Here is a 22,436-nt window from a genome sequence, read left to right as displayed (position 1 = left end):
CCCGCCCGCCCGTGTTGGCAAACCCCTCCTGGCCCGAGCCATCGGCGCTCATGCGCAAAATGCTGCCGCTGAGCACGGTGGTGTAGAGCTTGCCGTCCTTGCCGAACGCGATGTGCTCGGGGCCCACCTCGCCTTTGAGGTCGATGATGTTCAACTTGGCCAGGCGCTGGTTGGGGGCGTGCACGCCCTGGTAGCCGGGCGCGGCAGGCGCAGTCCATGCCACTGGCTGAATGGGCACGGGCCACATCGCCAGGTATGCGGCCACCGCCACAACGGCGCCACCCACGCCCCACCCCACCCGTTTTGCCCATGTGCTCGCCATGTGTTGTCTCCTGTTGATTGTTGGAATGCGGGGCATTGTGGTGCCATAGGCGGCCTGCACGCACGCCCTGATTGGCACCTGCGCGACCGGGAGAGGCCAGCACAGCGCACGCCACAGCCAGGGATACTGCCGACCGCCTAAAATCGCGGGTTCCGCCTGAGAAAGCCGCTTTTCATGACGACCTCCGCCCGCAAACTCTTCGTTACCACCGCCCTGCCTTATGCCAACGGCAACTTCCACATCGGCCACATCATGGAATACATCCAGGCCGACATCTGGGTGCGGTACCAAAGGATGCAGGGCAACGCTGTCAACTTTGTGGGTGCGGACGACACCCACGGTGCGCCCATCATGATTGCCGCCGAAAAAGCGGGCAAAACGCCCCAGCAGTTCGTGGCCGACATCGCTGCGGGTCGCAAGCAGTACCTGGACGGCTTTCACATCAGCTTTGACAACTGGCACAGCACCGACGCGCCCGAAAACCACGAGCTGGCCCGCCAGATCTACCGCGACCTGCGCGACCGTGCCGACGGCAGCCTGATCGAAGTACGCACCATCGAGCAGTTCTTCGACCCCGAGAAGAACATGTTCCTGCCCGACCGCTACATCAAGGGCGAATGCCCCAAGTGCCACGCCAAGGACCAGTATGGCGACAACTGCGAGGTATGCGGCACGGTGTACGCCCCCACCGACCTCATCAACCCCTTCTCGGCCCTGTCGGGTGCCAAGCCCGAGCTGAAGAATTCGGAGCACTTCTTCTTCAAGCTCTCGGACCCACGCTGCGTGGAGTTCCTGGAAAACTGGACGCAGGACGGCAAACTGCAGCCCGAGGTGGCCAACAAGATCAAGGAGTGGTTCACCGTCCGCACCAACCCCGACGGCACCACCAGCGAAGGCCTGGGCGATTGGGACATCAGCCGCGACGCGCCCTACTTCGGCATCGAGATCCCGGACGCGCCCGGCAAATACTTCTACGTGTGGCTGGACGCGCCCGTAGGCTACCTCGCCTCACTCAAGAACCTGCTGGAAAAGCGTGGCGAAAGCTACGACGCCTACATGGCCGACCCGGCGATGGAGCAGTACCACTTCATCGGCAAGGACATCGTCACCTTCCACACGCTGTTCTGGCCCGCCATGCTGCACTTCAGCGGCCGCAACACGCCCAACAACGTGTTTGTGCACGGCTTCTTGACCGTGAACAACGGCGAGAAGATGAGCAAGAGCCGGGGCACGGGCCTGGACCCGCTCAAGTACCTGAGCCTGAACATGAACGCCGAATGGCTGCGCTACTACCTGGCCGCCAAACTGTCGGCGCGCAATGAAGACATCGACTTCAATGCCGAAGACTTCATGCTGCGCGTGAACAGCGATCTGATCGGCAAGTACGTGAACATTGCCAGCCGCGCGGCGGGCTTCTTGACCAAGCGCTTTGATGGCAAGCTGACCGACCAATTTGGCACCACGGGCGCGGCCCTGCTGGCCGAGGTGCGCGGCGCGGGCGACGCCATCGCGCAGATGTACGAAACGCGGGAATACAGCAAGGCCACGCGCGAGATCATGCTGCTGGCCGACAAGGTCAACGCCTATGTGGACCAGAACAAGCCCTGGGATCTGGCCAAGGACGCTGCCAACAACGAGGCCCTGCACCAGGTGTGCTCGGTGCTCGTCAACGCCTTCGCCACACTCACCCGCTACCTGGCCCCCGTGCTGCCGGGCCTGGCCCAGGCGGTGCAAGGCTTTGTGGGCGTGAACATGCAGCAGTGGAACGTGGCGGGGGACGTGCAAGCCATCCAGCCCTACCAGCACCTGATGCAGCGCGTGACCCCAGAACAGCTTGAAGCACTGTTTGAGGCCCCAGCGCAAGTAGAAAAAGCGCCAGCAGCTACTGAAACCTTAGCAGCCAACTCCCATCCTGGTGGCGAAGAACTCGCCCCCACCATCACCATCGACGACTTCACCAAGATCGACCTGCGCATTGCGCTGATCGTGAACTGTGAGCCGGTGGAGGGATCGACCAAGCTGCTGCGCCTGACGCTGGACGTGGGCGAAGGCCGCACGCGCAACGTGTTCAGCGGCATCGCCAGCGCCTACAAGCCCGAAGACCTGGTGGGCAAGCACACCGTGATGGTGGCCAACCTGGCCCCACGCAAGATGAAATTTGGCGTGAGCGAAGGCATGGTGCTGGCCGCCAGCCATGGCGACGAGAAAGCCAACCCCGGCATCTACGTGCTCAACCCCTGGCCGGGCGCCACGCCCGGCATGCGGGTGCGGTAAGGCCTGCAACGCTCATAGACAAAGCAACCGTCAAGGATGCCGAGGGGTGCCGAGCCCCTCGCCATCCGCTGATAGAGGAAGGGGCGGCATGTTGACTGCCCCCCTTCATCCAGTTATCAGTACAGGTACACCGCGCCCGCGTTGGTGCTGCTTTCGTCCGACTGATTGCCGCCAACGCCAGTCGATCCACTGTCTTCGGTGGATGCACCCACGGCCAGCGTAGTGCCGTCACCCGATATCGCCACACGTCCACCAAACCGGTCCCCAGCGCCCGAATTGGGTGCCTTCAGGTAGGCCTGTTGCGCCCAGGTGCCTGCGCTGCGGCGGAACACCAGCACAGCGCCCGCATCCGCAGCGGCGGTGTTGGCCTGGTCGCCATTGAATCCGCGCGCATTGCTGTCGTCGCGGTACGACGGCACCACCAGCGTGTTGCCGTCGCTGGACATGGCCAAGTTGTTGCCAAACCGGTGGGGGGTGCGGGTGTTGGAGGCTTTCAAGTACGCCTGTGACTGCCAGACGCCACCTGCGCGAATGAACACAAACACCGCGCCAGAGTTGAGTGCCAGGGTGTTGCTGGGTGGAGGCACGACGAAGCTGCCTGTGTAGTTGCTGCTGTCTCCATCCATGCCAACCGCCAGCGTGTTGCCGTCGCCTGACAGGATGACCGACACACCGAAGCGGTCCTGCGCTTGGGGACTGGGGGCCTTCAGATAGGCCTGCTGCGACCATGCCCCCGCATTGCGCTGGAACACGTAAGCCGCACCGGCATTGGTCAAGGTGTCGTCCGCAGGATCACTCGCCAGGGCGCTGCGCTCAAAGAACGCGCCCACCGCCAGGGTGTCGCCTGCGCCAGACAGGCTGAGGTAGATGCCGAAGAAATCTCCCGCGCCTGCGTTGGAGGCCTTGAGGTAACTTTGCTGCGCCCAGCTGGTGCCCGTGCGGGCAAAGACATAGGCAGCCCCGGACGCAGCATAAGCTCCATTGCCGTGTGTTCCAGTCAGGTCACCATCCTCGTTATAGGCCCCCACCGCCAGGGTGTTGCCGTCGTTCGAGAGGGCTACGAATGAACCGAAAAGATCGTCGGCATCCGCGTTGTTCGCCTTGATGAATGCCTGCTGCGACCAGACGGCGCCCGTGCGGGAATAGACATAGACGGCGCCTGAGTTGCTGGCCAGGTTGTTGGTGGCGGGCATGGTCGCAAACGTGCCCTTCTGGTCGCCGCTCTCGCCATCCGCGCCAATGGCCAGCGTGTTGCCGTCGGCCGACAGCGCCACGGCATTGCCAAAATAATCGTTGGCCTCGCCGTTGGGGGCCGCAATGCGCGCCTGCTGCGACCACGTGGCGCCGCTCTTCGTGAATACGTATACCGCCCCGGTGTTGCCACCCTCTCCATACGCCCCCACGGCCAGGGTGGAGCCGTTGCTGGACAAGGCCACGCGGTTGCCAAACCGGCCTTCGGCGGTGGTAGTCGATCCCTTGAAGTAGCCAATGGCACGCACCATGTCTGCCGCCATGGAGGCCGATGGGGCACTGCACCCGCCCGCGTTGCAGGCTTGCACGGTGTACGTCGCATTCACCCGAAGGTGCAGCAGCACCGGAACTGCGTAGGTCAGCCCGGTGGCCGCGGTCGACCCGATTTGCGCGGGTACCAGCGGGCCCGCGCCGTCCGGGTCTTCGTACACCGTGTAGCGGGTTGCGCCGGGCGTCGAGGTCCACGAAAAGACCAGTGCCTTCGTCCCATAGGCAATGCCCAGGCCACCCGGCGTGGGTGGAGCCGGTGGAGGGGGGGGAGCAGGAGGCGGAGGCGATGAGACGGTGCTGCAACGCACTCTCACTTGGGTCACGGGCGCCACGACAACCCCGGTGCCAGCCTCCACCGTGCAAACCTGATTCGCAGGCTGTACATGCACCGTCACGGCGTAAGAGCTGCCATGGGTCAGCGGTGAGGCAAACCCGAAAACGCCATTGGTGGCCACCAACAGATCCGCAGCGCCGTTGAGCCGCAACGTCACCACGCCCAGCAGGCCCGTGATCGATCCACCGACGGTGTAGGTATTGGTGGTGCATGTCACCAAGATGTTGGTAACCGGGCCTGCCACCACACCCGAACCGTTTTCCACAACACAGGTCTGCCCGGCGGGCTGGGTACGCACAACAATGTTGTAGGCCTGGCCCTGCAAAACGTTGGTGGCATAGCTGCCGTTCGCCGTGATGGTCAGCTCCGCCTCCGTGCCATTGGCCAGGACGAGCGTGCCCACCAGCCCCGTCACAGTGCCGCCCACAGCATGTTGCGCCACGGGCGGGGGCGGCGGGGGCGCAGCAGGGTCTTCGCCACCGCCGCAGGCCATCAAGACTCCGCTCGCAATCAAAAGAAGCAGCCTTGCCGCCCCACCAAGCCTCGCCCACAGTGCTTCAGCGCTGGCGGAAAAAGTTCGGTACATCAAGGGTTCTCCGGGCAAGTGAACGGGGTGGGCACTTCACCTATTCAGGAGGCGCGGGCGAGCCCGGCGCCCCTCGTGCGGGCGCAGGCGGGGTGCCACAAACTCTATGGTGGGTGGGCATGCAAACACACCCCCACTGAAGCAGGGTTGACGGGTGGAATGGAGTCGCGCAGGGGCGTTCGGCGGGAGCTCAGGCCCCTAAGAGCCTGTTCAAAGTCTTTTTGGAGTCGCACAAGTGCCTTGCCGGGATGGGATGCAAGGCGCGGTGCGCAGTGGATAGCTTGGCTATCCACAAGCGCCGCAACGCCGCAGACCGCCCGGCAAGGCACTTGCCCGAAGGGTTGGAGTTCAATCGGGCGATTGGAAGCCTCGGCTGCTTGCATGGGCACGAGCCCATGCGGCGCACCCGAAGCATCCACTCCTCCCGATTGCACTCCAATGCGATCTCCAAAAAGACTTTGAACAGGCTCTAAGGACTTGGTCACGATCGGAGACAGGCGGCCGTCGCGCTGGCGGCCCCGTCCCTCAATGCCCCACGTAGCGCCCTGGCCGGTGGCTGATCCACAAGAACCCGCTCATCACCAGCACGGCCAGCACCGAATACGCCACACGCTCGACCGGCACCACGAACAGCGCCAGCAGTACCACGGAGCCGTCGATCATCATCTGCACCTTGCCCGCCCGCATGCCATAGCGGCTTTGCAGATACAGCGACACCACCGTGGCACCGCCCAGGCTGGAGCGGTGGCGCGCCAGAAACAAACAGCCCGTGCCCAGCAGCAGCCCGCCCAGCAGCGAGGCGAACAGCGGGTTCAGGTAGTCCACATGCATCACGTGCGGAAACAGCTCGGTCAGCAGCGACAGCAGGCCCACGCAGACAAAGGTCTTGATGGTGAACTCGTGGCCCATGCGCGTCCAGGCAAACCAGTAGAACGGCAGGTTGACCACAAAAAACAGCTTGCCGAACGAAATGCCCGTGACGTAGTGCAGCAAAAACGCCACGCCCGCGGTGCCGCCCACCAGCAGGCCCGCCTGGTTGAAAAGCATGAGCGCCATGGCCACAAACAAGGTGCCCGCGAACAGGGCCTGCGCGTCTTCGAACAGGCCGTGGCGCAGCGATGGCGGGGGGGACATTTCGGGCGTCGGCATGGCAGGAGGGTGAACGGTGTCGGGCATGGGAGCAGGTGGGGATGCAGTGCACCACAACTAGCAAGCAACGCGCCAGTGCGCAGGGGCTGCTTTCCCTTGCCAGTCTTGGCAGATTTCAGGCATTTTTGTCATCCATCGCTTATACAGCAAGCGTCAATAGCTATCAAATTAGGAGCAAATTCGATACAACACCGACATGGAGCTGAAGCTATCGAAGTTGCGGAGACTCTGTTTGTGGCCCTGTTGTGGCGCTATTGCAGCGCCGGTGTGACGCCATCGGGTGGTTGGGACCGCCATCGGTTGCACTTCAAGAAGCGCTCACTACACTGGTTGCCTCCATGCCGTTTTCGCCCGCCTTTCGCCCCCGCCTGATCGACGCCCTGCGCGGCTACACCAAGAGCCGCTGGCTGGCCGACGTGGGTGCGGGGGTCACGGTGGGCATTGTGGCGCTGCCGCTGGCCATGGCGTTTGCGATTGCCAGTGGCCTCAAGCCCGAGGCGGGGCTGTGGACGGCCATCATTGCGGGCTTCCTCATCTCTGCCCTTGGGGGCGCCAACACGCAGATTGGTGGGCCGGCGGGCGCGTTCATCGTGATCGTCTACGGCATTGTGGAGCGCTATGGCGTGGCCAATCTGCTGATCTCTACCGCCTGCGCGGGCGTGATTCTGGTGCTGCTGGGGTTGTTTCGCCTGGGCACGCTGGTGCGGTTTGTGCCGGTCAGCATCGTGATCGGCTTTACCAACGGCATTGCGGTGCTGATTGCGCTGTCACAGGTGAAAGACTGGCTGGGCTTGTCGATTGACCGCATGCCGGGCAACTTCTTCTCGCAGGTGAGCACGCTGGCGCAGCACATCGGCACCTTCAACCCCTATGCGTTCGGGCTGGGGCTGGCGTGTGTGGCGCTACTGTTCCTCTGGCCACGGCTGTTCCTCAAGGGCTCGCCGGTGATCCGGCTCATGGAGGGGCACACGGTGCGCCGGTTTGCCCGGGTGCCCGCACCCGTGGTGGCGCTGGTGGCGCTGAGCCTGCTGGCCTGGGGGCTCAGGTTTCCGGTGGAGACCATCGGCTCGCGCTTTGGAGGCATTCCGCAGGCGCTGCCGGTGTTTGCGCTGCCCGATTTTTCGTGGGAGACGGTGCGGCTGCTGGTCACCCCCACACTCACCATCGCGTTGCTGGGTGCCATCGAGTCGCTGCTGTGCGCCCGCGTGGCCGACCAGCTGGCCACCGACCCGCACCACAAAAAACACGACCCCAACCAAGAGCTGATGGCCCAGGGCGCGGCCAACATGATCGTGCCGTTTTTTGGCGGCATGCCGGCCACCGGCACCATTGCGCGCACGGTGACCAATATCCGCGCGGGCGCCACGTCGCCGGTAGCGGGCATGGTGCATGCACTCACGCTGCTGGCGATCGTGCTGGTGGCTGCGCCGCTGGCGCTGCACATTCCGCTGGCGGTGCTGGCGGGCATCTTGCTGTTTGTGGCCTGGAACATGGGCGAGTGGCACGAGTTTGTGCGGCTCAAGCATTTCAGCAACCACTATCGGCTGCTGATGCTGGGCACGTTTTTCCTCACGGTGGTGTTCGACCTCACGGTGGCGGTGGAGGTGGGCCTGTTCATGGCCTGCGCGCTGTTTGTGCGGCGCATGAGCGGGTTGTTTCGCGCGGTGCGCGAGCCCGAACCCACTCCAACACCGCCGGGCCAGCGCACTGTGGCCCGCTGGCGCCTGCACGGCGCGCTGTTTTTTGGCGCAGCCGCCAAGATCGACCCCATCGTGCAGGCGGTGGAAACCGGCCCGCCCGGCATGGATGTGGTGCTGGACGCCTGCGAGCTGGTGGCGCTGGACACGACCGGGCTGGATGCGCTGGAGCAGATCCTCAAAGCCGTGGCAGCGCGCGGTGGGCGCATGTCGGTGGTGAACCTGCACGAGCAGCCACGCTCGCTGATCGAGCGATCGGGCTTTGCCGACCGGCTGGCCGCCCAGGGCGGCGCCAGCGTGGATGTGTAGTTGTCGGCAGGGCGCGGAGCAACCGTTTACTTGCCGCCCTTGAACTCCGGCGCGTCCAGGTCGGCCCCCGTCTGCGTGCGCAGCACCACGAGGTCAGCCCCATGGACCACCGTGAACACCTTGGCCTGGTTGGGCGCCTCCAGATAGCGCCAGTCCACCCAGGTCTCTTTCTTCAGCTCGTAGGGCGTGGCCTTTGCGGGTTTGCCCAGCAGGCGGCGCACCTCATCCATGCGCATGCCAGGCACGACGCGCGCAAAGGTCTCGGGCGTGAGCACCTGGCGCAGCGCGATCATGCGGCCATCGGGGCCGATGGTGATCATGTAGTTGACCTGGCCTGCGGGCTGGCGGTTGTATTCGAAGGTGCGGGCACCGCCCGGTTCTTCCCACACGTTCTCGGGGGCGCCAAAGCGGTCGCGCACGTCGGCTTCGGTCGATACGCCCTCTTTCAGCTCGCTGATGCGCTGGGGGTCGCAGGCGGTAAGAGCGATCAGGGAAAAAGCGGCAGCTGCCAGGGCAGCGGCGCGATATATCAAGCGCATAAATTCGTCCCGGTAAAATCTTGGACCTTTGGTGCGTCACTGTGCCTGATGCGTTCCAAGAAAGAGATTCACAGTCCATGTCTATTTTCCGCCGCCCCGATTACCAATCAGACGCCACCCAGTTCATCAACCAGCTCAAGGCCAGCCGCCCCGAACTGGAAAGCCAGCAGCTGGCAGGCCGTGCCCTGCTGTGGGACAAGAAGGTGGACCGCAGCATCTGGACCGAGTACCGCGAAGGCCAGGTGGAGCAAAAGCCGTACGTCTACCAGACCAACGCAGATTAAGCATAAAAATGGCCTCTAGCGCTTATCCAACAAGCGCTATAAGCTCATTTTTTTATAGCAAATCATGACCACAGCGAACGAAGCCGACGTGGCCGATTCGCCGGATCTGTCCGCGCTGGACGCCGCGGGCATGCCCGTGGTGGTCGACCAGGTGGCGCTGGCACGCCTGTACGGCGAGCCGCTGTTTGCGCTGCCGCAAGACCTGTACATCCCGCCCGATGCGCTCGAAGTCTTCCTGGAAGCCTTCGAAGGCCCGCTCGATTTGCTGCTGTACCTGATCCGCAAGCAGAACTTCAACATCCTCGACATCCCCATGGTGGGGGTTACCAAGCAGTACCTGGCGTATGTGGACGAGATCCGCAGCCGCAACCTGGAGCTGGCAGCCGAGTACCTGCTGATGGCGGCGATGCTCATCGAGATCAAGTCGCGCATGCTGCTGCCGCCCAAGAAGCAGGAAGGCGGCGAGGAGCCCGAAGACCCCCGCGCCGAGCTGGTGCGCCGCCTGCTCGAATACGAGCAAATGAAGATGGCGGCCATGCGCCTGTCGCACATGCCGCAGTACGGCCGCGACTTCCTGAAGGCCCAGGTCTACATCGAACAAAGCCTGCAGCCGCGCTTTCCGGACGTGCACGTGGTGGAGCTGCAGGACGCCTGGCGCGACATCCTCAAACGCGCCAAGCTTGTGCAGCACCACAAGATCACGCGCGAGGAACTTTCGGTGCGCGAATACATGAGCATGGTGCTCAAAACGCTGCAGGGCCGCCGCTTTGTGGAGTTTGAAGAACTCTTCGAACCCGAAAAAGGCAGCACCGTGCTGGTGGTGACCTTCATCGCGCTGCTGGAGCTGGCCAAAGAGACGCTGATCGAGATCACGCAGGCCGAGGCTTTTGCCCCCATTTACGTGCGCCTCGCTTACACGCCGGTCTAGGCTGGCTCCCCTGTTCACCGCCCTGGCCGGTGGCCGTGGCGTTACCCCTTTCTTCACCCGCAAGCCATGGCATCCCACGACTTCGACGTTCTCATCGTAGGCAGCGGCCTCGCTGGCCTCTCGGCTGCCTTGCACCTGGCGCCCACCCACCGCGTGGCCGTCATCACCAAGCGCACGCTGCAAGATGGATCGAGCGGCTGGGCCCAGGGCGGCATTGCCGCCGTGCTGGCTGACGACGACAGCTTTGCCGCCCACATCGAAGACACGCTGGTGGCCGGTGCGGGCCTGTGCGACCTGGCCACCACACGCTTTGTGGTGGAGAACGCGCCCGCATCCATCGCCTGGCTGCGCGAGCTGGGTGTGCCCTTCACACTCGAAGGCGACCAGCTGCACCTCACGCGCGAAGGCGGCCACAGCGCGCGCCGCATCGCCCATGTGACCGATGCCACCGGTGCGGCGGTGCAGCGCACGCTGATCGACGTGGTGCGCGCTACACCCGGCATCACCTTGTTTGAGCAGCACACGCTGGTGGACCTGATCACCACGCGCAAGCTGGGCCTGCCTGGCAATCGCTGCCTGGGCCTGTACGCGCTGGACAGCGACACCGACGAGGTCGTCACCTTTCGTGCACCGCAAACCATTTTGGCCACGGGCGGCGCAGGCAAGGTGTACCTCTACACCACCAACCCCGACACCGCCACGGGCGACGGCATTGCCGCCGCTTGGCGCGCAGGCTGCCGCGTGGCGAACATGGAGTTCATCCAGTTTCACCCCACGGGCCTGTACCACCCGCACGAAAAGTCCTTCCTCATCAGCGAAGCCGTGCGTGGCGAGGGCGGGCAACTCAAGCTGCCGCCGTCGGCTGGCGGCACGCGCTTCATGCTAGACCACGACCCGCGCGCCGAGCTGGCCCCACGCGACGTGGTGGCCCGCGCCATCGACTTTGAGATGAAGAAACACGGCCTCGATTGCGTGCACCTCGATATCTCGCACCAAAGCCCCGCGTTCCTTCAAGAGCACTTCCCCAACATCCTGGCGCACTGCGCGTCGCTGGGCATCGACATCACGAAGGAACCCATCCCCGTGGTGCCCACCGCCCACTTCACCTGTGGGGGCGTGCTGACCGACCTGGCCGGCCGCACCGACCTGCCGGGCCTGTTTGCCGTGGGCGAAGTCGCCTGCACCGGCCTGCATGGCGCCAACCGCTTGGCCAGCAACTCGCTGCTCGAATGCATGGTGTTTGCCCGCGCGGCCGCGCAGGCTATCGCTGCAGCCCCGGCCGCAGAACTGCCCACCGTGCCCGCATGGGACGACAGCCGCGTGACCGATGCCGACGAGTCCGTCGTCATCTCCCACAACTGGGACGAGCTGCGCCGCTTCATGTGGGACTACGTGGGCATCGTGCGCACCAACAAGCGCCTGGAGCGCGCCGCGCACCGCATCGCCATGCTGCAGGGCGAGATCCAGGAGTTCTACGCGCACTTCCACGTCACGCGCGACCTGCTGGAGCTGCGCAACCTGGTGCAGGTGGCCGACCTGATCGTGAAAAGCGCGCAACTGCGCCGCGAAAGCCGGGGCCTGCATTTCAGCCGCGACTACCCCGAGGTGGCCGCGCCTGCGGCCCCCACCCTGCTCGTACCACCGGTGGCCCGATGACCTACAGCGTCAAAGAAATTTTCTACACCCTGCAAGGCGAAGGCGGCCAGGCGGGCACGCCCGCCGTGTTCTGCCGCTTTGCGGGCTGCAACCTCTGGACGGGCCGTGAGCAGGACCGCGCCCAGGCCATCTGCCAGTTCTGCGACACCGACTTTGTGGGCACCGACGGCACGCTGGGCGGCAAGTTCGACACCGCCACAGCCTTGGCCGAGCTGATCGCCGCCCAATGGCCTGCGGACGCCGGCCACCGCCTGGTGGTGCTGACGGGTGGCGAGCCGCTGCTGCAGGTGGACACCGCGCTCATCGACGCGCTGCACGCGCGGCAGTTCCGCATCGCTGTCGAAAGCAACGGCACCGTGGCCGCGCCCGAGGGCATCGACTGGCTGTGCATCAGCCCCAAGGCGGGAGCCCCCTGGGTGCAACGCAGCGGGCAGGAGCTGAAGCTGGTGTGGCCCCAGCCCGGGTTTGATCTGCAGGCGCTGGAGCAGGACACGCAGTTCAACCACCGCTTTCTGCAGCCCATGGACGGCCTGCTGCAGCGACAGAACACTGCCGCTTGCATTAACGCCTGCCTGGCCCACCCTGCATGGCGCCTGAGCCTGCAAACCCACAAGCTCACCGGTATCCGGTGAGCGGTTTTCATTTTTGGTTCACGTATGTTGTTCACCATCTCCCAGCGGTTCTTCTTCGACGCCGCCCACACCCTGCGCCGCGAAGTCGAGGCCGAAGGCAGCCGCCGCGTGCACGGCCACACCTACCACGCCGAAGTCTTTTTGAGCGGCCCACGCGATCCCGCCACCGGCATGGTGCTGGACCTGGGCCTGCTGCGCCGGGGCCTGGAGGTGGTGCGCGAGCAGCTGGACCACCACATGCTGGACGACGTGCCCGGCCTGGGCACGCCGACGCTGGAGAACCTGTGCGTTTTCATCGCCCAGGCGCTGCCCGCCGATCTGCGCGCCAGCGTGAGCCGCGTGCGCGTGTGGCGCGAAGCGCTGGGCGACAGCTGCATGCTGGACTTTCCACAGCCCTGATTGATCACGACCCTGCCGTCGGCAGCCCCCCATTCACAGACTTCACTGAAGGAAGCCGATGTTCCGCACCCTGCTCAAATCCAAGATCCACCGCGTGGCCGTGACCCAGTGCGAGCTGCACTACGAAGGCTCGTGCGCCATCGACGAAGACCTGCTGGACGCCGCCAACATCGCAGAGAACGAGCAGATCCACATCTGGAACATCAACAACGGCGAGCGCTTCGTCACCTATGCCATCAAGGGCCAGCGCGGCAGCGGCATGATCTCGGTGAACGGCTCGGCCGCACGCCGCGCATCCGCAGGCGACCTCATCATCATTGCGGCCTTCGCCCAGGTGCATGAGGACCAGGTGCCCACCCACCAGCCCCAGCTGGTGTTTGTGGACGACCACAACCACCAGACCGAGCTGCGCCACGCGGTGCCCACCCAGGCCCTCTAACCATGCAGCCACAACACGACGGGCTGGTGGCCCGCAGCCTGGCCGCCGTCTGGCACCCGTGCACGCAGATGAAGCGGCACGAGGCTCAGCCACCCGTGGCCGTTGCACGCGCCCAAGGCCCGTGGCTCTACGGCACCGACGGCCAGCGTTATCTGGACGGCATCAGCTCCTGGTGGGTCAACCTGTTTGGGCACAGCCACCCGCACATCCAGGCCGCGCTGGTGGACCAGCTGGGCAAGCTCGACCACGTGATGCTGGCGGGCTTCACGCACGCGCCGGTGGTGGAACTGTCGGAGCGCCTTGCTGCGCTCACCGGCCTGGGCCACGCGTTCTATGGCAGCGACGGCGCAGCCGCCACCGAGATCGCGCTCAAGATGAGCGCGCACTACTGGCGCAACACAGGCCGCCCCGCCAAAAGCCGCTTTGTAGGCCTGGCCGGCGGCTACCACGGCGAGACCGTGGGCGCACTCGCTGTGACCGACATTGCGATCTTCCGCGAGGCCTACGCCCCGCTGGTGCGTTTGGCCGACACCGTGCCCAGCCCCGATGCGCGCAATGCAGCCCCTGGCGAAACCGCACTGGACGTGGCCCGGCGCGCCGCCGCCGCGCTGGAGACCTGGCTGCAGGAGCACCACACCACCACCGCCGCATTCATTGTTGAACCGCTGGTGCAATGTGCTGCGGGCATGGCCATGCACGACCCCGACTACCTGCGCCTGGCGCGCGCGCTGTGCAGCCGCTATGACGTGCACCTGGTGGTGGACGAGATCGCCGTGGGCTTTGGCCGCACGGGCACGATGTTCGCGCACCAGCAGGCGGGCATCCGGCCGGATTTCATTTGTCTGTCCAAGGGCCTCACGGGTGGCACGCTGCCGCTCTCGGCCGTGCTGACCACCAACGCGGTGTACGCGGCGTTCTACGACGACGATGTGGCACGCGGCTTTCTGCATTCGCACTCGTACACCGGCAACCCGCTGGCCTGCCGCGCGGCAGTGGCCACGCTGGAACTGTTCGATCAGCTGGATGCGCTGAATGCCAACAAGGCGCTGGCGCAACGCATCGATGCGGCGTGCGCACCCTTGGCACAGCACCCACGTGTGCGCCATGCGCGCCGCCTCGGAATGATCTGGGCCTGGGATGTGGACACCACGCTGCCCGACTTTTCCCGCCGCTACCACCAGCACGCCATGGCGCGGGGGCTGGTGCTGCGGCCCATCGGCAAGACGCTGTATGCCATGCCGCCCTACGTGCTCGACGACGAAGCCGTGCAATGCCTGGCCAGCGGCGCGCTCGCTGCGCTGAACGCCACGCTGCAAGAGGAGAATTGATGATTGGATGTTTTGTCACCGGCACCGACACCGGCGTCGGCAAGACGCTGGTGTCCACCGGCCTGTTGCACGCCCTGGCTCCGCACCACCGCCGTGTGGTCGGCATGAAGCCCGTGGCGGCCGGTGTGGTGCCCTGGGGCGAGGCCTGGGCCAGCGAGGACGCGATCGCGCTGCGCTCGGCCTCCACCCTGGCCGTCGCACCCGAGCTGGACAACCCCGTGCTGCTGCTCGACCCGTTGTCGCCCCACATTGCGGCCGAACGCGCCGGGGTGCAGATTGATATCGCGGCCATCGTGCGCAGCTACCAGGCGCTGGCCGCCCAGGCGGATGCCGTGGTGGTGGAGGGCGCGGGCGGTTTTCATGTGCCACTGACCGACACCCAGACCGGTGCCGACCTGGCCCAGGCCCTGGCCCTGCCCGTGGTGCTGGTGGTGGGTTTACGGCTGGGCTGCCTCAGCCATGCGTTGCTGACTGCCGAGGCCATCCGTGCGCGTGGCCTCGTGCTGGTGGGTTGGGTAGCCAACCGTGTGGACCCCGAAATGGAGGCGGCTGACGAGAACATCGCCTACCTGCGTGCGCGCCTGGGCGTGCCGCTGCTGGCCGAGGTGCCGTACCAGGACCTTCCCGATGCGCGCAGCCTGGTGTTTGAACTGCCCGGGGAATGGCTATGACGCAGGAATCCCACCCCACCTCCTGGCTGGACGAGATCCCGGGGCGCCTGGCCGACATCGAGCGCGCCCACCTGCTGCGCCGCCGCCGCGTGGTGCAACCCGCGGGCGGTGCCCACCTGCTGGTGGACGGCCAGCCCATGCTGGCCTTTTGCAGCAACGACTACCTGGGCCTGGCCGGCCATCCCGCGCTGGCCGAGGCCGCTCGGGACGCCACGCACACCTTTGGCGTGGGCTCGGGCGGGTCGCCCCTGGTCAGCGGCCACAGCGCTGCCAACGATGCGCTGGAGCGCGACCTGGCCGCCTTCGTACAACTGCCCCGTGCGCTGTACTTCTACGCGGGCTACGCCACCAACACCGGCATCATCCCCGCGCTGGTGGGCGATGGCGATGCGCTGTTCTCCGATGCGCTCAACCACGCCTGCCTGATCGATGGCGCGCGCCTGTCGCGCGCCACCATCCACCGCTACCCCCATGCCGACCTGGCCGCGCTGGAGGCACAGCTCGCCGGCAGCCCCGCACGGCGCAAGCTGGTGATCAGCGACGCCGTGTTCAGCATGGACGGCGATCTGATCGACATCCCTGCCCTGCTCGCGCTGTGCGAACGCTACGATGCACTGCTGCTGCTCGACGACGCCCATGGTTTTGGCGTGCTCGGCCCCCAAGGGCGCGGTAGCCTGGCGCAAGCGGGCCTGACGGGCACCACCGCCTCGCGCCGCGTGCTCTACATGGCCACGCTGGGCAAGGCGGCGGGCGTGGCGGGCGCCTTTGTGGCGGGTGACGCTGCACTCATTGAATGGCTGCTGCAGAAGACCCGCACCTACATCTTTGCCACGGCCGCACCACCCCTGCTGGCAAGCGCATTGCGCAAAAGCCTGGAGTTGATCGCGACTGCGGACGACCTGCGAGAGGGACTTTGCAAGCGCATTGCGCAACTGCGCGAAGGCCTGGCCGCGCTGCCCCCGGAACTGGGCTGGCACCTGCTGCCATCCCACACGGCGGTGCAGGCGCTCGTCATCGGCAGCAACGAAGCGGCCCTGGCCGCGATGGAAAGCCTGCGCCAGCGGGGCCTGTGGGTGCCCGCCATCCGCCCGCCCACGGTGCCCGTGGGTACGGCCCGGTTGCGCATTGCGCTATCGGCCGCGCACACGGCGGCGGATGTGGAGGCGTTGCTGGCAGCGCTGGCGGCACATGCCGCCGACTGCGTGGTGGCTCTTCAACAAAAAGCCGCAGGCACCAGCGTGGCGTCTGCGGCCGCTACTGCCTGACTATGGCCTGAACATCGACCTGTGACTCAGCCGCCCCCTGGAACCAGCGGACCGGCTGGTCACGGTCAGGTACTTTCTTTCACGATGCGGCCATTGAGAGGCTGCACTGGGCGCGCGTTGGCGTTATAGAGCTGGCGGAACGCCTTGATCTGCTGGGCACCCAGTTTCACGGGCTCCTTGAGCACCATCCACTGCACGCCCTCGGAACAGGGCGGCGTGGTCAACGACCCTGCAAAGCTGTAGTAACCCTTCTTGGCGGGCAACAGGGTGCTGGCGTCCAGCGTGAGCCCGTCCACCGTCACCTGCTCACCCACACGCGGCAGGTGCGCAAAGATGGGGGCCCAGGCCGCATTCGTCTTGCCCGGCTGGATCAGCACCGCCACCACGCCCAGTCCGCCGTCCGCAGCCTTGTGCACAAAATGGGCCACCATGGCCGCGTGCTTGCCGCCAATGGCCTCTTCGCTGGGGGTGTGGAAGTGGAACTGCAGCAGCTCCATCGCCTTGCCGTCCACCACCAGCTTGCTGCCCGCAGGCATGTTCACCTGCACCGTGTGCCCGTTGTTGACCAGCGTGGGGGCGCCTGCGGTGTACTGGAAATCCAGCGCAGGCAGCGCCTCTTTCACGGTATTGCGGATGTCGATGGGGCTTTGCGCCGCACCGCGTGCACAGGCCTCAAAACCAGACTCCAGCGCGCCCCAGTGGGCGGCGCCGTGTTTTCCCTTGTATTCCCAGTGCGGGTGGGCGCCCTCGGCGCTGGCCCAGGTGGCGGCGCACAGCACGAGGGCAAACAATGTGGTTTTTTGGATCAAGAAGGGGGGGTGTCATGGCTCTTAAGGAACAACAATTTGATGAAAAACAAGTCGCTGCAAGCAGCCGCGTGATAGTCAGCAGCCTTGCTTAACGGCGGCTTAAACTGGTGGGTGCCACTGACGGCCCAAGGGTTGCTGGCTTAAGAACCTGTTCAGAATCTTTTCGGGGATCGCATTGGAGTGCCATCGTGATGGACGTGGATGCTTCGGAGGCGCCGCATGGGCTCATGCCCATGCAAGCAGCAGAGGCTTCCAATCGCCCGATTTCACTCCAACCCTTCGGGCAAGTGCCTTGCCGGGCGGCCTGCGGCGTTGCGGCGCTTGTTGATAGCCAAGCTATCAACTGCGCACCGCGCCTTGCATCCCATCCCGGCAAGGCACTTGTGCGACCCTGAAAAGATCTTGAACAGGTTCTTAGAACCTGTCTACCATGGCTTTGAAGTGAATTCACTCGACCGAACCGGACCCACCCCATGCCCCACCTGACCATTGAATACTCGGCCAACCTGCCCCACTACCCAGAGGCCGAAACGCTGACGGCCCTGAATGCCACCCTGTGCGCCCACCCCCAGGTGCAGGACGAGGCGGATCTGAAGACCCGCTTCATCGTGGCCGACAGCTTCGAGATCGGCATCACGCCCGCCAACCGCGCCTTTGTACATGCCCAACTGCGCCTGCTCGCGGGCCGCACGCCCGAGGCCAAGAAGGAACTGTCCGACCGCATCGCCGCCGTGCTGCGCGAGCGCACGCCCAAGCCCCAGGGCGTGATGGTGCAGCTGAGCGTGGAGATCGTCGATATGGACCGGGGCTCGTACGCCAAAGAGCGGCTCTGAACCAGCGGCGGCAATTTCTGAATAAATTCGGCCCTACCGCTTATCCATAGTCATTTGTAGCTATTATTTTAATAGCAACACTCTTTGCCACCAAAGCCTGGCGGGTGCCTTGATGCATCAGCCTGGGTCTTCTGCCACCAACTCCGCAGCCAACCAGCCGCGCAGGCTGTTGATGAACGCCCAGCCCTGCACGCGGGGCAGGTCCTGCAGCCGCACCACGGCTTCTGCCACACGCCCCTCGCGCAGCGCCACCGCGCGGCCCACGCCGGGCAGCAGGCCACAGGCCAGCGGCGGCGTGACCCAGCGGCCATCGAGCAGCAGGGCGATGTTGCCGAAGGTACTTTCGGTGATCTCACCCGCCTCGTTCCACAACACCGTGTCGAACACCCCGGCGGCCGTGGGCGCAAAGGCCGCGTAGTGCGCGCGGCGCGTGGTCTTGTGGCGCACGAATTCACCATGGGCCTCTGGTAGCGGGCTGCGCGCCAGCTGCAGGCGCACGGGCTCGGGCGTGGGGGCCAGTGCAAAGGCCTCGGCCCGGGGCTCACCTGCGGCATTGAGCAGCAGGCGCACACGCCAGAGGCCTGCGCCATGTCCCGCTGCCAGCATCCGCACGCACTGCTCGACCAGCTTGTCATCAAAGGGGTAGCCAAAATGCACCGCCGCCGCCTGCAGTCGCGCCAGGTGTTCGGGCAGATGGCGCCACTGGCCGTCCACCAGCGCCAAAGTTTCCAGCAGGTCAAAAGGCTGGCTCGCACGCTCCACGAAGGCGCGCTTGTGGCGCCACTCGTTCCATTCGGCGTCCGCTTGCGCGCCCGAGGTGATGCCACTGCCAATGCCGCAGGTGGCCTGGGTGTGGCCGCCGTCGGTGCGCAGCACCACGGTGCGAATGGGCACGTTGAAGGTGGCCGCCACGCGGTGCCGCCCATCTGCCCCGCCGGCACCCACAGGCCGCACCACGCCCACGGCGCCGCAGTACACGCCGCGCGGTGCGGGCTCCACCGCATGGATCATCTGCATGGCGCCCACCTTGGGCGCACCGGTGATGGAGCCGCAGGGAAACAGCGCAGCAAACACGTCGGTCAGCGTGGTACCGGGCCGCGTGCGGGCCGTCACGTCCGACGTCATCTGCCACACGGTGGGCAGGGCTTCGGTGGCAAACAGCGCGGGCACACGCACGCTGTGCGGCAGCGCGATGCGGGATATGTCATTGCGCAGCAGGTCCACGATCATCACGTTCTCAGCCCGCTCCTTGGGCGACGAGCGCAGGTGCTCAGCGTTGGCCACATCCTGCGCAGGCGTGGCGCCACGTGGCGCGGTGCCTTTCATGGGGCGCGCCAGGATGGCCCCACCCGCCGGGTCACCATGGGCTCCGCTTTCCCAGTCAAAGAACAATTCGGGCGACACCGAAAGCACCTGTTCGTTGCCGGTGTCGATGAACGCGGCATAGCCGCCGGGCTGCGAGCGCTGCAAAGCCTGGAACAAGGCCTGTGCACTGCCCTGCAGCAACTGGCCCGACAGCGGCGCGGTGTAGTTGACCTGGTACAGCTCGCCATCGCCGATGGCCTGGTGGATGCGGGCCAAGGCTGCATCGAACTCCGCGCGCGAGGGGCCCGAGGTCCACTCCACATGGGCTACATCGGCCGCATCTGCAGCGGCTTCCCCGGGCCACGGCAGCGCTTCGTCATGGACGGCAAACCAGGCCAGCGGCCCCTGGGCGGCATGCACCTGCAAGGCTGCATCGAAGGCTGGAGCCGCCTCGTAGCGCACGTAGCCCACGCACCATGCGCCTGCCTGCGCGGCAGCAAACACGGCATCGAGAACGGGGCGCACCTCGGCCAGACCACGGGCCGACAGCACGGCGCGGGGCGCGCGGAAGGCATGGCGAAGGCGGGGCGCTGACGGGGCCAGCGCGGCACTGAAGTCGATGCAGGAATTCATGGAAATGGCGGGCGCGGCGGCAGCACCTTGAAGGAAACGGGCGCCTTGAGGCAAACAAGGGCAGCCGCCTATCGTAAACGCCGCAGGGCTGGACTCTGCGGAGGGTGGGCAGCGCGGTCCTGTTGCAAGTGCAAGCAAAAAATCCATCAAATGCGAATAATTCTTGTTTATAATTTTTGCCATACGGTGCATTGCCATGCGCCCCAAGCAGCCAGCCGTCGCCAGCCAGCCTCCTGCCCCCTCAAGGAACCACTGTGCTGCCACCGACCGTGCCAGGCTCTCTGCCTTCTTCTTCGTTGGACGCCGCTCGCGCGGCCCCCCTTCACCCCCTCGCGGCCGCCACACGCCTGGCGCTCGCCAGTCTGGTCACGGCCGGCATCATGGCCCCGGCAGGCGCTCAGACCGCATCTCCGGACGCCGCCGACCGCCCCCGTGCCCTGCCCGAGGTCCAGGTCACGGCAGACGGCGATGCAGGGCTGCCCGCCACCATCGGCAACGGGCACACAGCGCGCGGTGGCCGACTGGGGCTGCTGGGCAACACCGACACCCTGAACGCACCGCTCAGCGCCACCAGCTACACGTCGCAGATGGTGCAGGACCAACAGGCCGTCACCATTGCCGACATCGTGAAGAACGATTCGTCGGTCCGGCTCTCAGGCCACTCCGGCGACCAGCTGGACTCGTTCTTCATCCGAGGCTTCCCGGTGGGCGACCAGAACTCGGGCGAAATCGCCTTTGACGGCGTCTATGGCATCGCCCCCAACTACCGCGTGCTGGCCGACTACGCGGAGCGCATCGAGCTGGTCAAAGGGCCCGCAGCGCTGCTGTTTGGCATGTCCCCGGCCAGCAGCGTGGGCGGCACCATCAACATCGTGCCCAAGCGTGCCACCAGCGCCCCGCTCACACGCATCTCCGCCGACGTTGGACCCTCCGCACAGGGCGGTGGCCAGATCGACCTGAGCCGCCGGTTTGGCCCCGAACGCCAGTGGGGCGTGCGCATCAACGGCAGCCACCACCAGGGCGACACGCTGCTGGACAACCAGTCGCGCAAGGCGGACGTGGGAGCGATCGCGCTCGACTACCAGGGAGAACGGCTGCGCGCCACCATGGACGCCATCGCGCAGAAGGAAAGTGTCGATGCGCCACAGCGTCGGCCGTTTCTGGCCGCAGGGGCCACGGCCGTACCGGCCGCACCCGATGGCCGGCGCAACGTGAGCCAGCCCTGGGAATGGTTTGAAACCACCGACCGCTCCCTGCTGCTGCGCCTGGAATACGACCTGAACGACCAGACCACCGCGTTCGCCAGCGCAGGCGGCGGACGCACACGGGTAGACCGGCTCTTTGGCAACCCCACCCTGCTCAACGTGCAGGGCGACACCAGCACGTTGCCGCAACGCTTTCAGTTCGAGGTGGACCGGAGCACGGCGGACGCCGGGCTGCGCACCAAGTTCGCCACCGGCAGCATCCGCCACACGGTCACGCTGCAGGCCAGCACCTACCACGACCGCCTGGGTCGTGGTTCCGTCAACGGCACCACCGTGTTGTCCAACATCTACGCGCCGGTGAACAGCCCGGCGCAGAATGTGGCCGCCCCGGCCCAGGTCGCGCGGGTGGCCGACACAGAGCTGTCCAGCATCGCGCTGGCCGACACCCTGTCGATGCTGGACGACCGGGTGCAGCTGCTGCTGGGCGTGCGCCGCCAGCGTGTGGAGTCCGACAACTTCAACACCACCACGGGCGCCGTCGCCTCGTCGTACGACCAGAGCGCAGTGACGCCGCTGGCGGGCCTGGTGGTCAAACCCTGGCAGAACGTGGCGCTTTACGCCAACTACATCGAAGGCCTGAGCAAGGGCGACATCGCTCCGGCCACTGCCTCCAACGCGGGCGAGGTGTTTGCGCCCTACAAAGCCAAACAAAAGGAAATCGGCGCCAAGTTCGAATGGGGTCGGATGATCAGCTCGCTGAGCCTGTTCGAGATCACCAAGCCCAGCGGCCAACAAACCAACGGTCTGTTTGCAGTGGATGCCAAGCAGCGCAATCGGGGGGTGGAACTGAACGCCTCCGGCCGTGTGGTGCCTGGCGTCTCCGTCACTGGCGGCGTGACGCTGCTGCAAGGTGTGCTGAGCCAGACCAACAGCGCGGCCACGCAGGGCAAGAAAGCCATCGGCGTCCCCTCGGTGCAGGCCAACCTGGGGCTGGAGTGGGATCTGCCCTGGGTGCCGGGCCTGGCACTGAGCGGGGGTATCACCCACACCGGAAAGCAGTATGTGGACCGCGCGAACACGCTGGGCATTCCATCGTGGACCACCGCAGACCTGGGCGCCCGCTACCGCACACAGATCGCCGGCAAGCCCACGACGTTCCGTGCCAACCTGCGCAACGTGGCAGACCGCGCTTACTGGGCCAGCGTATCGCAGTACGGCAGCCTGGTGCAGGGTGCGCCACGTTCCCTGGTGGTGTCGGCCACCGTTGATTTCTGAGGCACGGCCATGCGATCACAACAGTACGATGGCGAGGCTCAGG

At 65.7% G+C, this 22,436-nt stretch carries 18 protein-coding genes and 1 pseudogene; 13 read left to right on the top strand and 6 right to left on the bottom strand.

What is annotated here, in order from left to right; genetic code table 11:
- Window positions 1–322 (bottom strand): annotated as a pseudogene (locus tag NFX52_RS01295) (SMP-30/gluconolactonase/LRE family protein); the annotation flags it as partial.
- Between the two features lie 174 nt (window positions 323–496).
- Here NFX52_RS01295 and metG point away from each other — a divergent pair.
- Window positions 497–2,596 (top strand): methionine--tRNA ligase, encoded by a 2,100-nt coding sequence (gene metG / locus NFX52_RS01290; RefSeq protein WP_055402858.1) that lies wholly within the window; start codon window positions 497–499, stop codon window positions 2,594–2,596.
- A 116-nt stretch (window positions 2,597–2,712) separates the two neighbouring features.
- On the opposite strand, the gene NFX52_RS31040 is transcribed toward metG, so the two are convergent.
- Window positions 2,713–4,893 (bottom strand): integrin, encoded by a 2,181-nt coding sequence (locus NFX52_RS31040; RefSeq protein WP_162239801.1) that lies wholly within the window; start codon window positions 4,891–4,893, stop codon window positions 2,713–2,715.
- 669 nt (window positions 4,894–5,562) lie between these two features.
- Window positions 5,563–6,213, bottom strand: coding sequence for a YitT family protein (locus NFX52_RS01280; RefSeq protein ID WP_055402863.1), 651 nt, complete (start codon window positions 6,211–6,213; stop codon window positions 5,563–5,565).
- Between the two features lie 311 nt (window positions 6,214–6,524).
- Between NFX52_RS01280 and NFX52_RS01275 the strand changes: the two genes are divergently transcribed.
- The gene (locus NFX52_RS01275) at window positions 6,525–8,192 is read left to right on the top strand and encodes a SulP family inorganic anion transporter (RefSeq protein ID WP_055402864.1); all 1,668 of its coding nucleotides are present in this window, start codon (window positions 6,525–6,527) and stop codon (window positions 8,190–8,192) included.
- A 26-nt stretch (window positions 8,193–8,218) separates the two neighbouring features.
- Here NFX52_RS01275 and NFX52_RS01270 read toward each other — a convergent pair whose 3' ends face one another.
- Window positions 8,219–8,731, bottom strand: coding sequence for a hypothetical protein (locus NFX52_RS01270; RefSeq protein ID WP_055402865.1), 513 nt, complete (start codon window positions 8,729–8,731; stop codon window positions 8,219–8,221).
- 77 nt (window positions 8,732–8,808) lie between these two features.
- Between NFX52_RS01270 and NFX52_RS01265 the strand changes: the two genes are divergently transcribed.
- The 9 genes from NFX52_RS01265 (at window position 8,809) to bioF (ending at window position 16,333) form a co-directional block, all read left to right on the top strand.
- A complete protein-coding gene (locus NFX52_RS01265) occupies window positions 8,809–9,015 on the top strand; it encodes a DUF3460 family protein (RefSeq protein ID WP_055402867.1) in 207 nt (68 codons plus the stop codon).
- A gap of 64 nt (window positions 9,016–9,079) precedes the next feature.
- Window positions 9,080–9,943, top strand: coding sequence for a segregation and condensation protein A (locus tag NFX52_RS01260; protein WP_082437692.1), 864 nt, complete (start codon window positions 9,080–9,082; stop codon window positions 9,941–9,943).
- 66 nt (window positions 9,944–10,009) lie between these two features.
- Complete coding sequence (nadB, locus tag NFX52_RS01255) at window positions 10,010–11,599, top strand: L-aspartate oxidase (RefSeq protein WP_055402869.1); 1,590 nt, start codon at window positions 10,010–10,012, stop codon at window positions 11,597–11,599.
- Window positions 11,596–12,231: a 7-carboxy-7-deazaguanine synthase gene (gene queE / locus NFX52_RS01250; protein ID WP_055402871.1), complete on the top strand. Its 636-nt coding sequence runs from the start codon at window positions 11,596–11,598 to the stop codon at window positions 12,229–12,231. The genes nadB and queE overlap by 4 nt, the downstream gene beginning before the upstream one ends.
- 24 nt (window positions 12,232–12,255) lie before the next feature.
- Window positions 12,256–12,630, top strand: a complete 375-nt coding sequence (locus NFX52_RS01245; RefSeq protein ID WP_055402872.1) for a 6-carboxytetrahydropterin synthase — start codon at window positions 12,256–12,258, stop codon at window positions 12,628–12,630.
- Between the two features lie 58 nt (window positions 12,631–12,688).
- On the top strand, window positions 12,689–13,069 hold the full coding sequence (gene panD / locus NFX52_RS01240) for an aspartate 1-decarboxylase (protein ID WP_055402873.1): 381 nt from the start codon (window positions 12,689–12,691) through the stop codon (window positions 13,067–13,069).
- A 2-nt stretch (window positions 13,070–13,071) separates the two neighbouring features.
- Window positions 13,072–14,397, top strand: a complete 1,326-nt coding sequence (bioA, locus tag NFX52_RS01235) for an adenosylmethionine--8-amino-7-oxononanoate transaminase (protein WP_055402875.1) — start codon at window positions 13,072–13,074, stop codon at window positions 14,395–14,397.
- On the top strand, window positions 14,397–15,068 hold the full coding sequence (gene bioD, locus NFX52_RS01230) for a dethiobiotin synthase (RefSeq protein WP_055402877.1): 672 nt from the start codon (window positions 14,397–14,399) through the stop codon (window positions 15,066–15,068). Before bioA ends, bioD begins: the two co-directional genes overlap by 1 nt.
- The gene (gene bioF / locus NFX52_RS01225) at window positions 15,065–16,333 is read left to right on the top strand and encodes an 8-amino-7-oxononanoate synthase (protein ID WP_055402879.1); all 1,269 of its coding nucleotides are present in this window, start codon (window positions 15,065–15,067) and stop codon (window positions 16,331–16,333) included. The genes bioD and bioF overlap by 4 nt, the downstream gene beginning before the upstream one ends.
- A gap of 65 nt (window positions 16,334–16,398) precedes the next feature.
- On the opposite strand, the gene NFX52_RS01220 is transcribed toward bioF, so the two are convergent.
- Window positions 16,399–17,142, bottom strand: coding sequence for a carbonic anhydrase (locus tag NFX52_RS01220; RefSeq protein WP_055402881.1), 744 nt, complete (start codon window positions 17,140–17,142; stop codon window positions 16,399–16,401).
- A 473-nt stretch (window positions 17,143–17,615) separates the two neighbouring features.
- Between NFX52_RS01220 and NFX52_RS01215 the strand changes: the two genes are divergently transcribed.
- Window positions 17,616–17,975, top strand: a complete 360-nt coding sequence (locus NFX52_RS01215) for a 5-carboxymethyl-2-hydroxymuconate Delta-isomerase (protein ID WP_055402883.1) — start codon at window positions 17,616–17,618, stop codon at window positions 17,973–17,975.
- A gap of 117 nt (window positions 17,976–18,092) precedes the next feature.
- On the opposite strand, the gene NFX52_RS01210 is transcribed toward NFX52_RS01215, so the two are convergent.
- Complete coding sequence (locus NFX52_RS01210; RefSeq protein ID WP_055402885.1) at window positions 18,093–19,913, bottom strand: chorismate-binding protein; 1,821 nt, start codon at window positions 19,911–19,913, stop codon at window positions 18,093–18,095.
- Between the two features lie 254 nt (window positions 19,914–20,167).
- On the opposite strand from NFX52_RS01210, the gene NFX52_RS01205 reads away from it, so the two are divergent.
- Window positions 20,168–22,393: a TonB-dependent receptor gene (locus tag NFX52_RS01205; protein ID WP_055402887.1), complete on the top strand. Its 2,226-nt coding sequence runs from the start codon at window positions 20,168–20,170 to the stop codon at window positions 22,391–22,393.
- Window positions 22,394–22,436 lie beyond the last annotated feature (43 nt).

This window comes from Acidovorax facilis, assembly GCF_023913775.1.
Lineage (GTDB): Bacteria > Pseudomonadota > Gammaproteobacteria > Burkholderiales > Burkholderiaceae_C > Acidovorax > Acidovorax facilis.
The sequence above is the reverse complement of the archived record's forward strand: the minus strand, read 5'-3'. Positions and strand labels throughout refer to the sequence as shown.

Coding starts and splice junctions, on each gene's coding strand:
- metG (WP_055402858.1), top strand. CDS start 497: ATGACGACCTCCGCCCGCAAACTCTTCGTTACCACCGCCCTGCCTTAT.
- NFX52_RS01280 (WP_055402863.1), bottom strand. CDS start 6,213: ATGCCCGACACCGTTCACCCTCCTGCCATGCCGACGCCCGAAATGTCC.
- NFX52_RS01275 (WP_055402864.1), top strand. CDS start 6,525: ATGCCGTTTTCGCCCGCCTTTCGCCCCCGCCTGATCGACGCCCTGCGC.
- NFX52_RS01270 (WP_055402865.1), bottom strand. CDS start 8,731: ATGCGCTTGATATATCGCGCCGCTGCCCTGGCAGCTGCCGCTTTTTCC.
- NFX52_RS01265 (WP_055402867.1), top strand. CDS start 8,809: ATGTCTATTTTCCGCCGCCCCGATTACCAATCAGACGCCACCCAGTTC.
- NFX52_RS01260 (WP_082437692.1), top strand. CDS start 9,080: ATGACCACAGCGAACGAAGCCGACGTGGCCGATTCGCCGGATCTGTCC.
- nadB (WP_055402869.1), top strand. CDS start 10,010: ATGGCATCCCACGACTTCGACGTTCTCATCGTAGGCAGCGGCCTCGCT.
- queE (WP_055402871.1), top strand. CDS start 11,596: ATGACCTACAGCGTCAAAGAAATTTTCTACACCCTGCAAGGCGAAGGC.
- NFX52_RS01245 (WP_055402872.1), top strand. CDS start 12,256: ATGTTGTTCACCATCTCCCAGCGGTTCTTCTTCGACGCCGCCCACACC.
- panD (WP_055402873.1), top strand. CDS start 12,689: ATGTTCCGCACCCTGCTCAAATCCAAGATCCACCGCGTGGCCGTGACC.
- bioA (WP_055402875.1), top strand. CDS start 13,072: ATGCAGCCACAACACGACGGGCTGGTGGCCCGCAGCCTGGCCGCCGTC.
- bioD (WP_055402877.1), top strand. CDS start 14,397: ATGATTGGATGTTTTGTCACCGGCACCGACACCGGCGTCGGCAAGACG.
- bioF (WP_055402879.1), top strand. CDS start 15,065: ATGACGCAGGAATCCCACCCCACCTCCTGGCTGGACGAGATCCCGGGG.
- NFX52_RS01215 (WP_055402883.1), top strand. CDS start 17,616: ATGCCCCACCTGACCATTGAATACTCGGCCAACCTGCCCCACTACCCA.
- NFX52_RS01210 (WP_055402885.1), bottom strand. CDS start 19,913: ATGAATTCCTGCATCGACTTCAGTGCCGCGCTGGCCCCGTCAGCGCCC.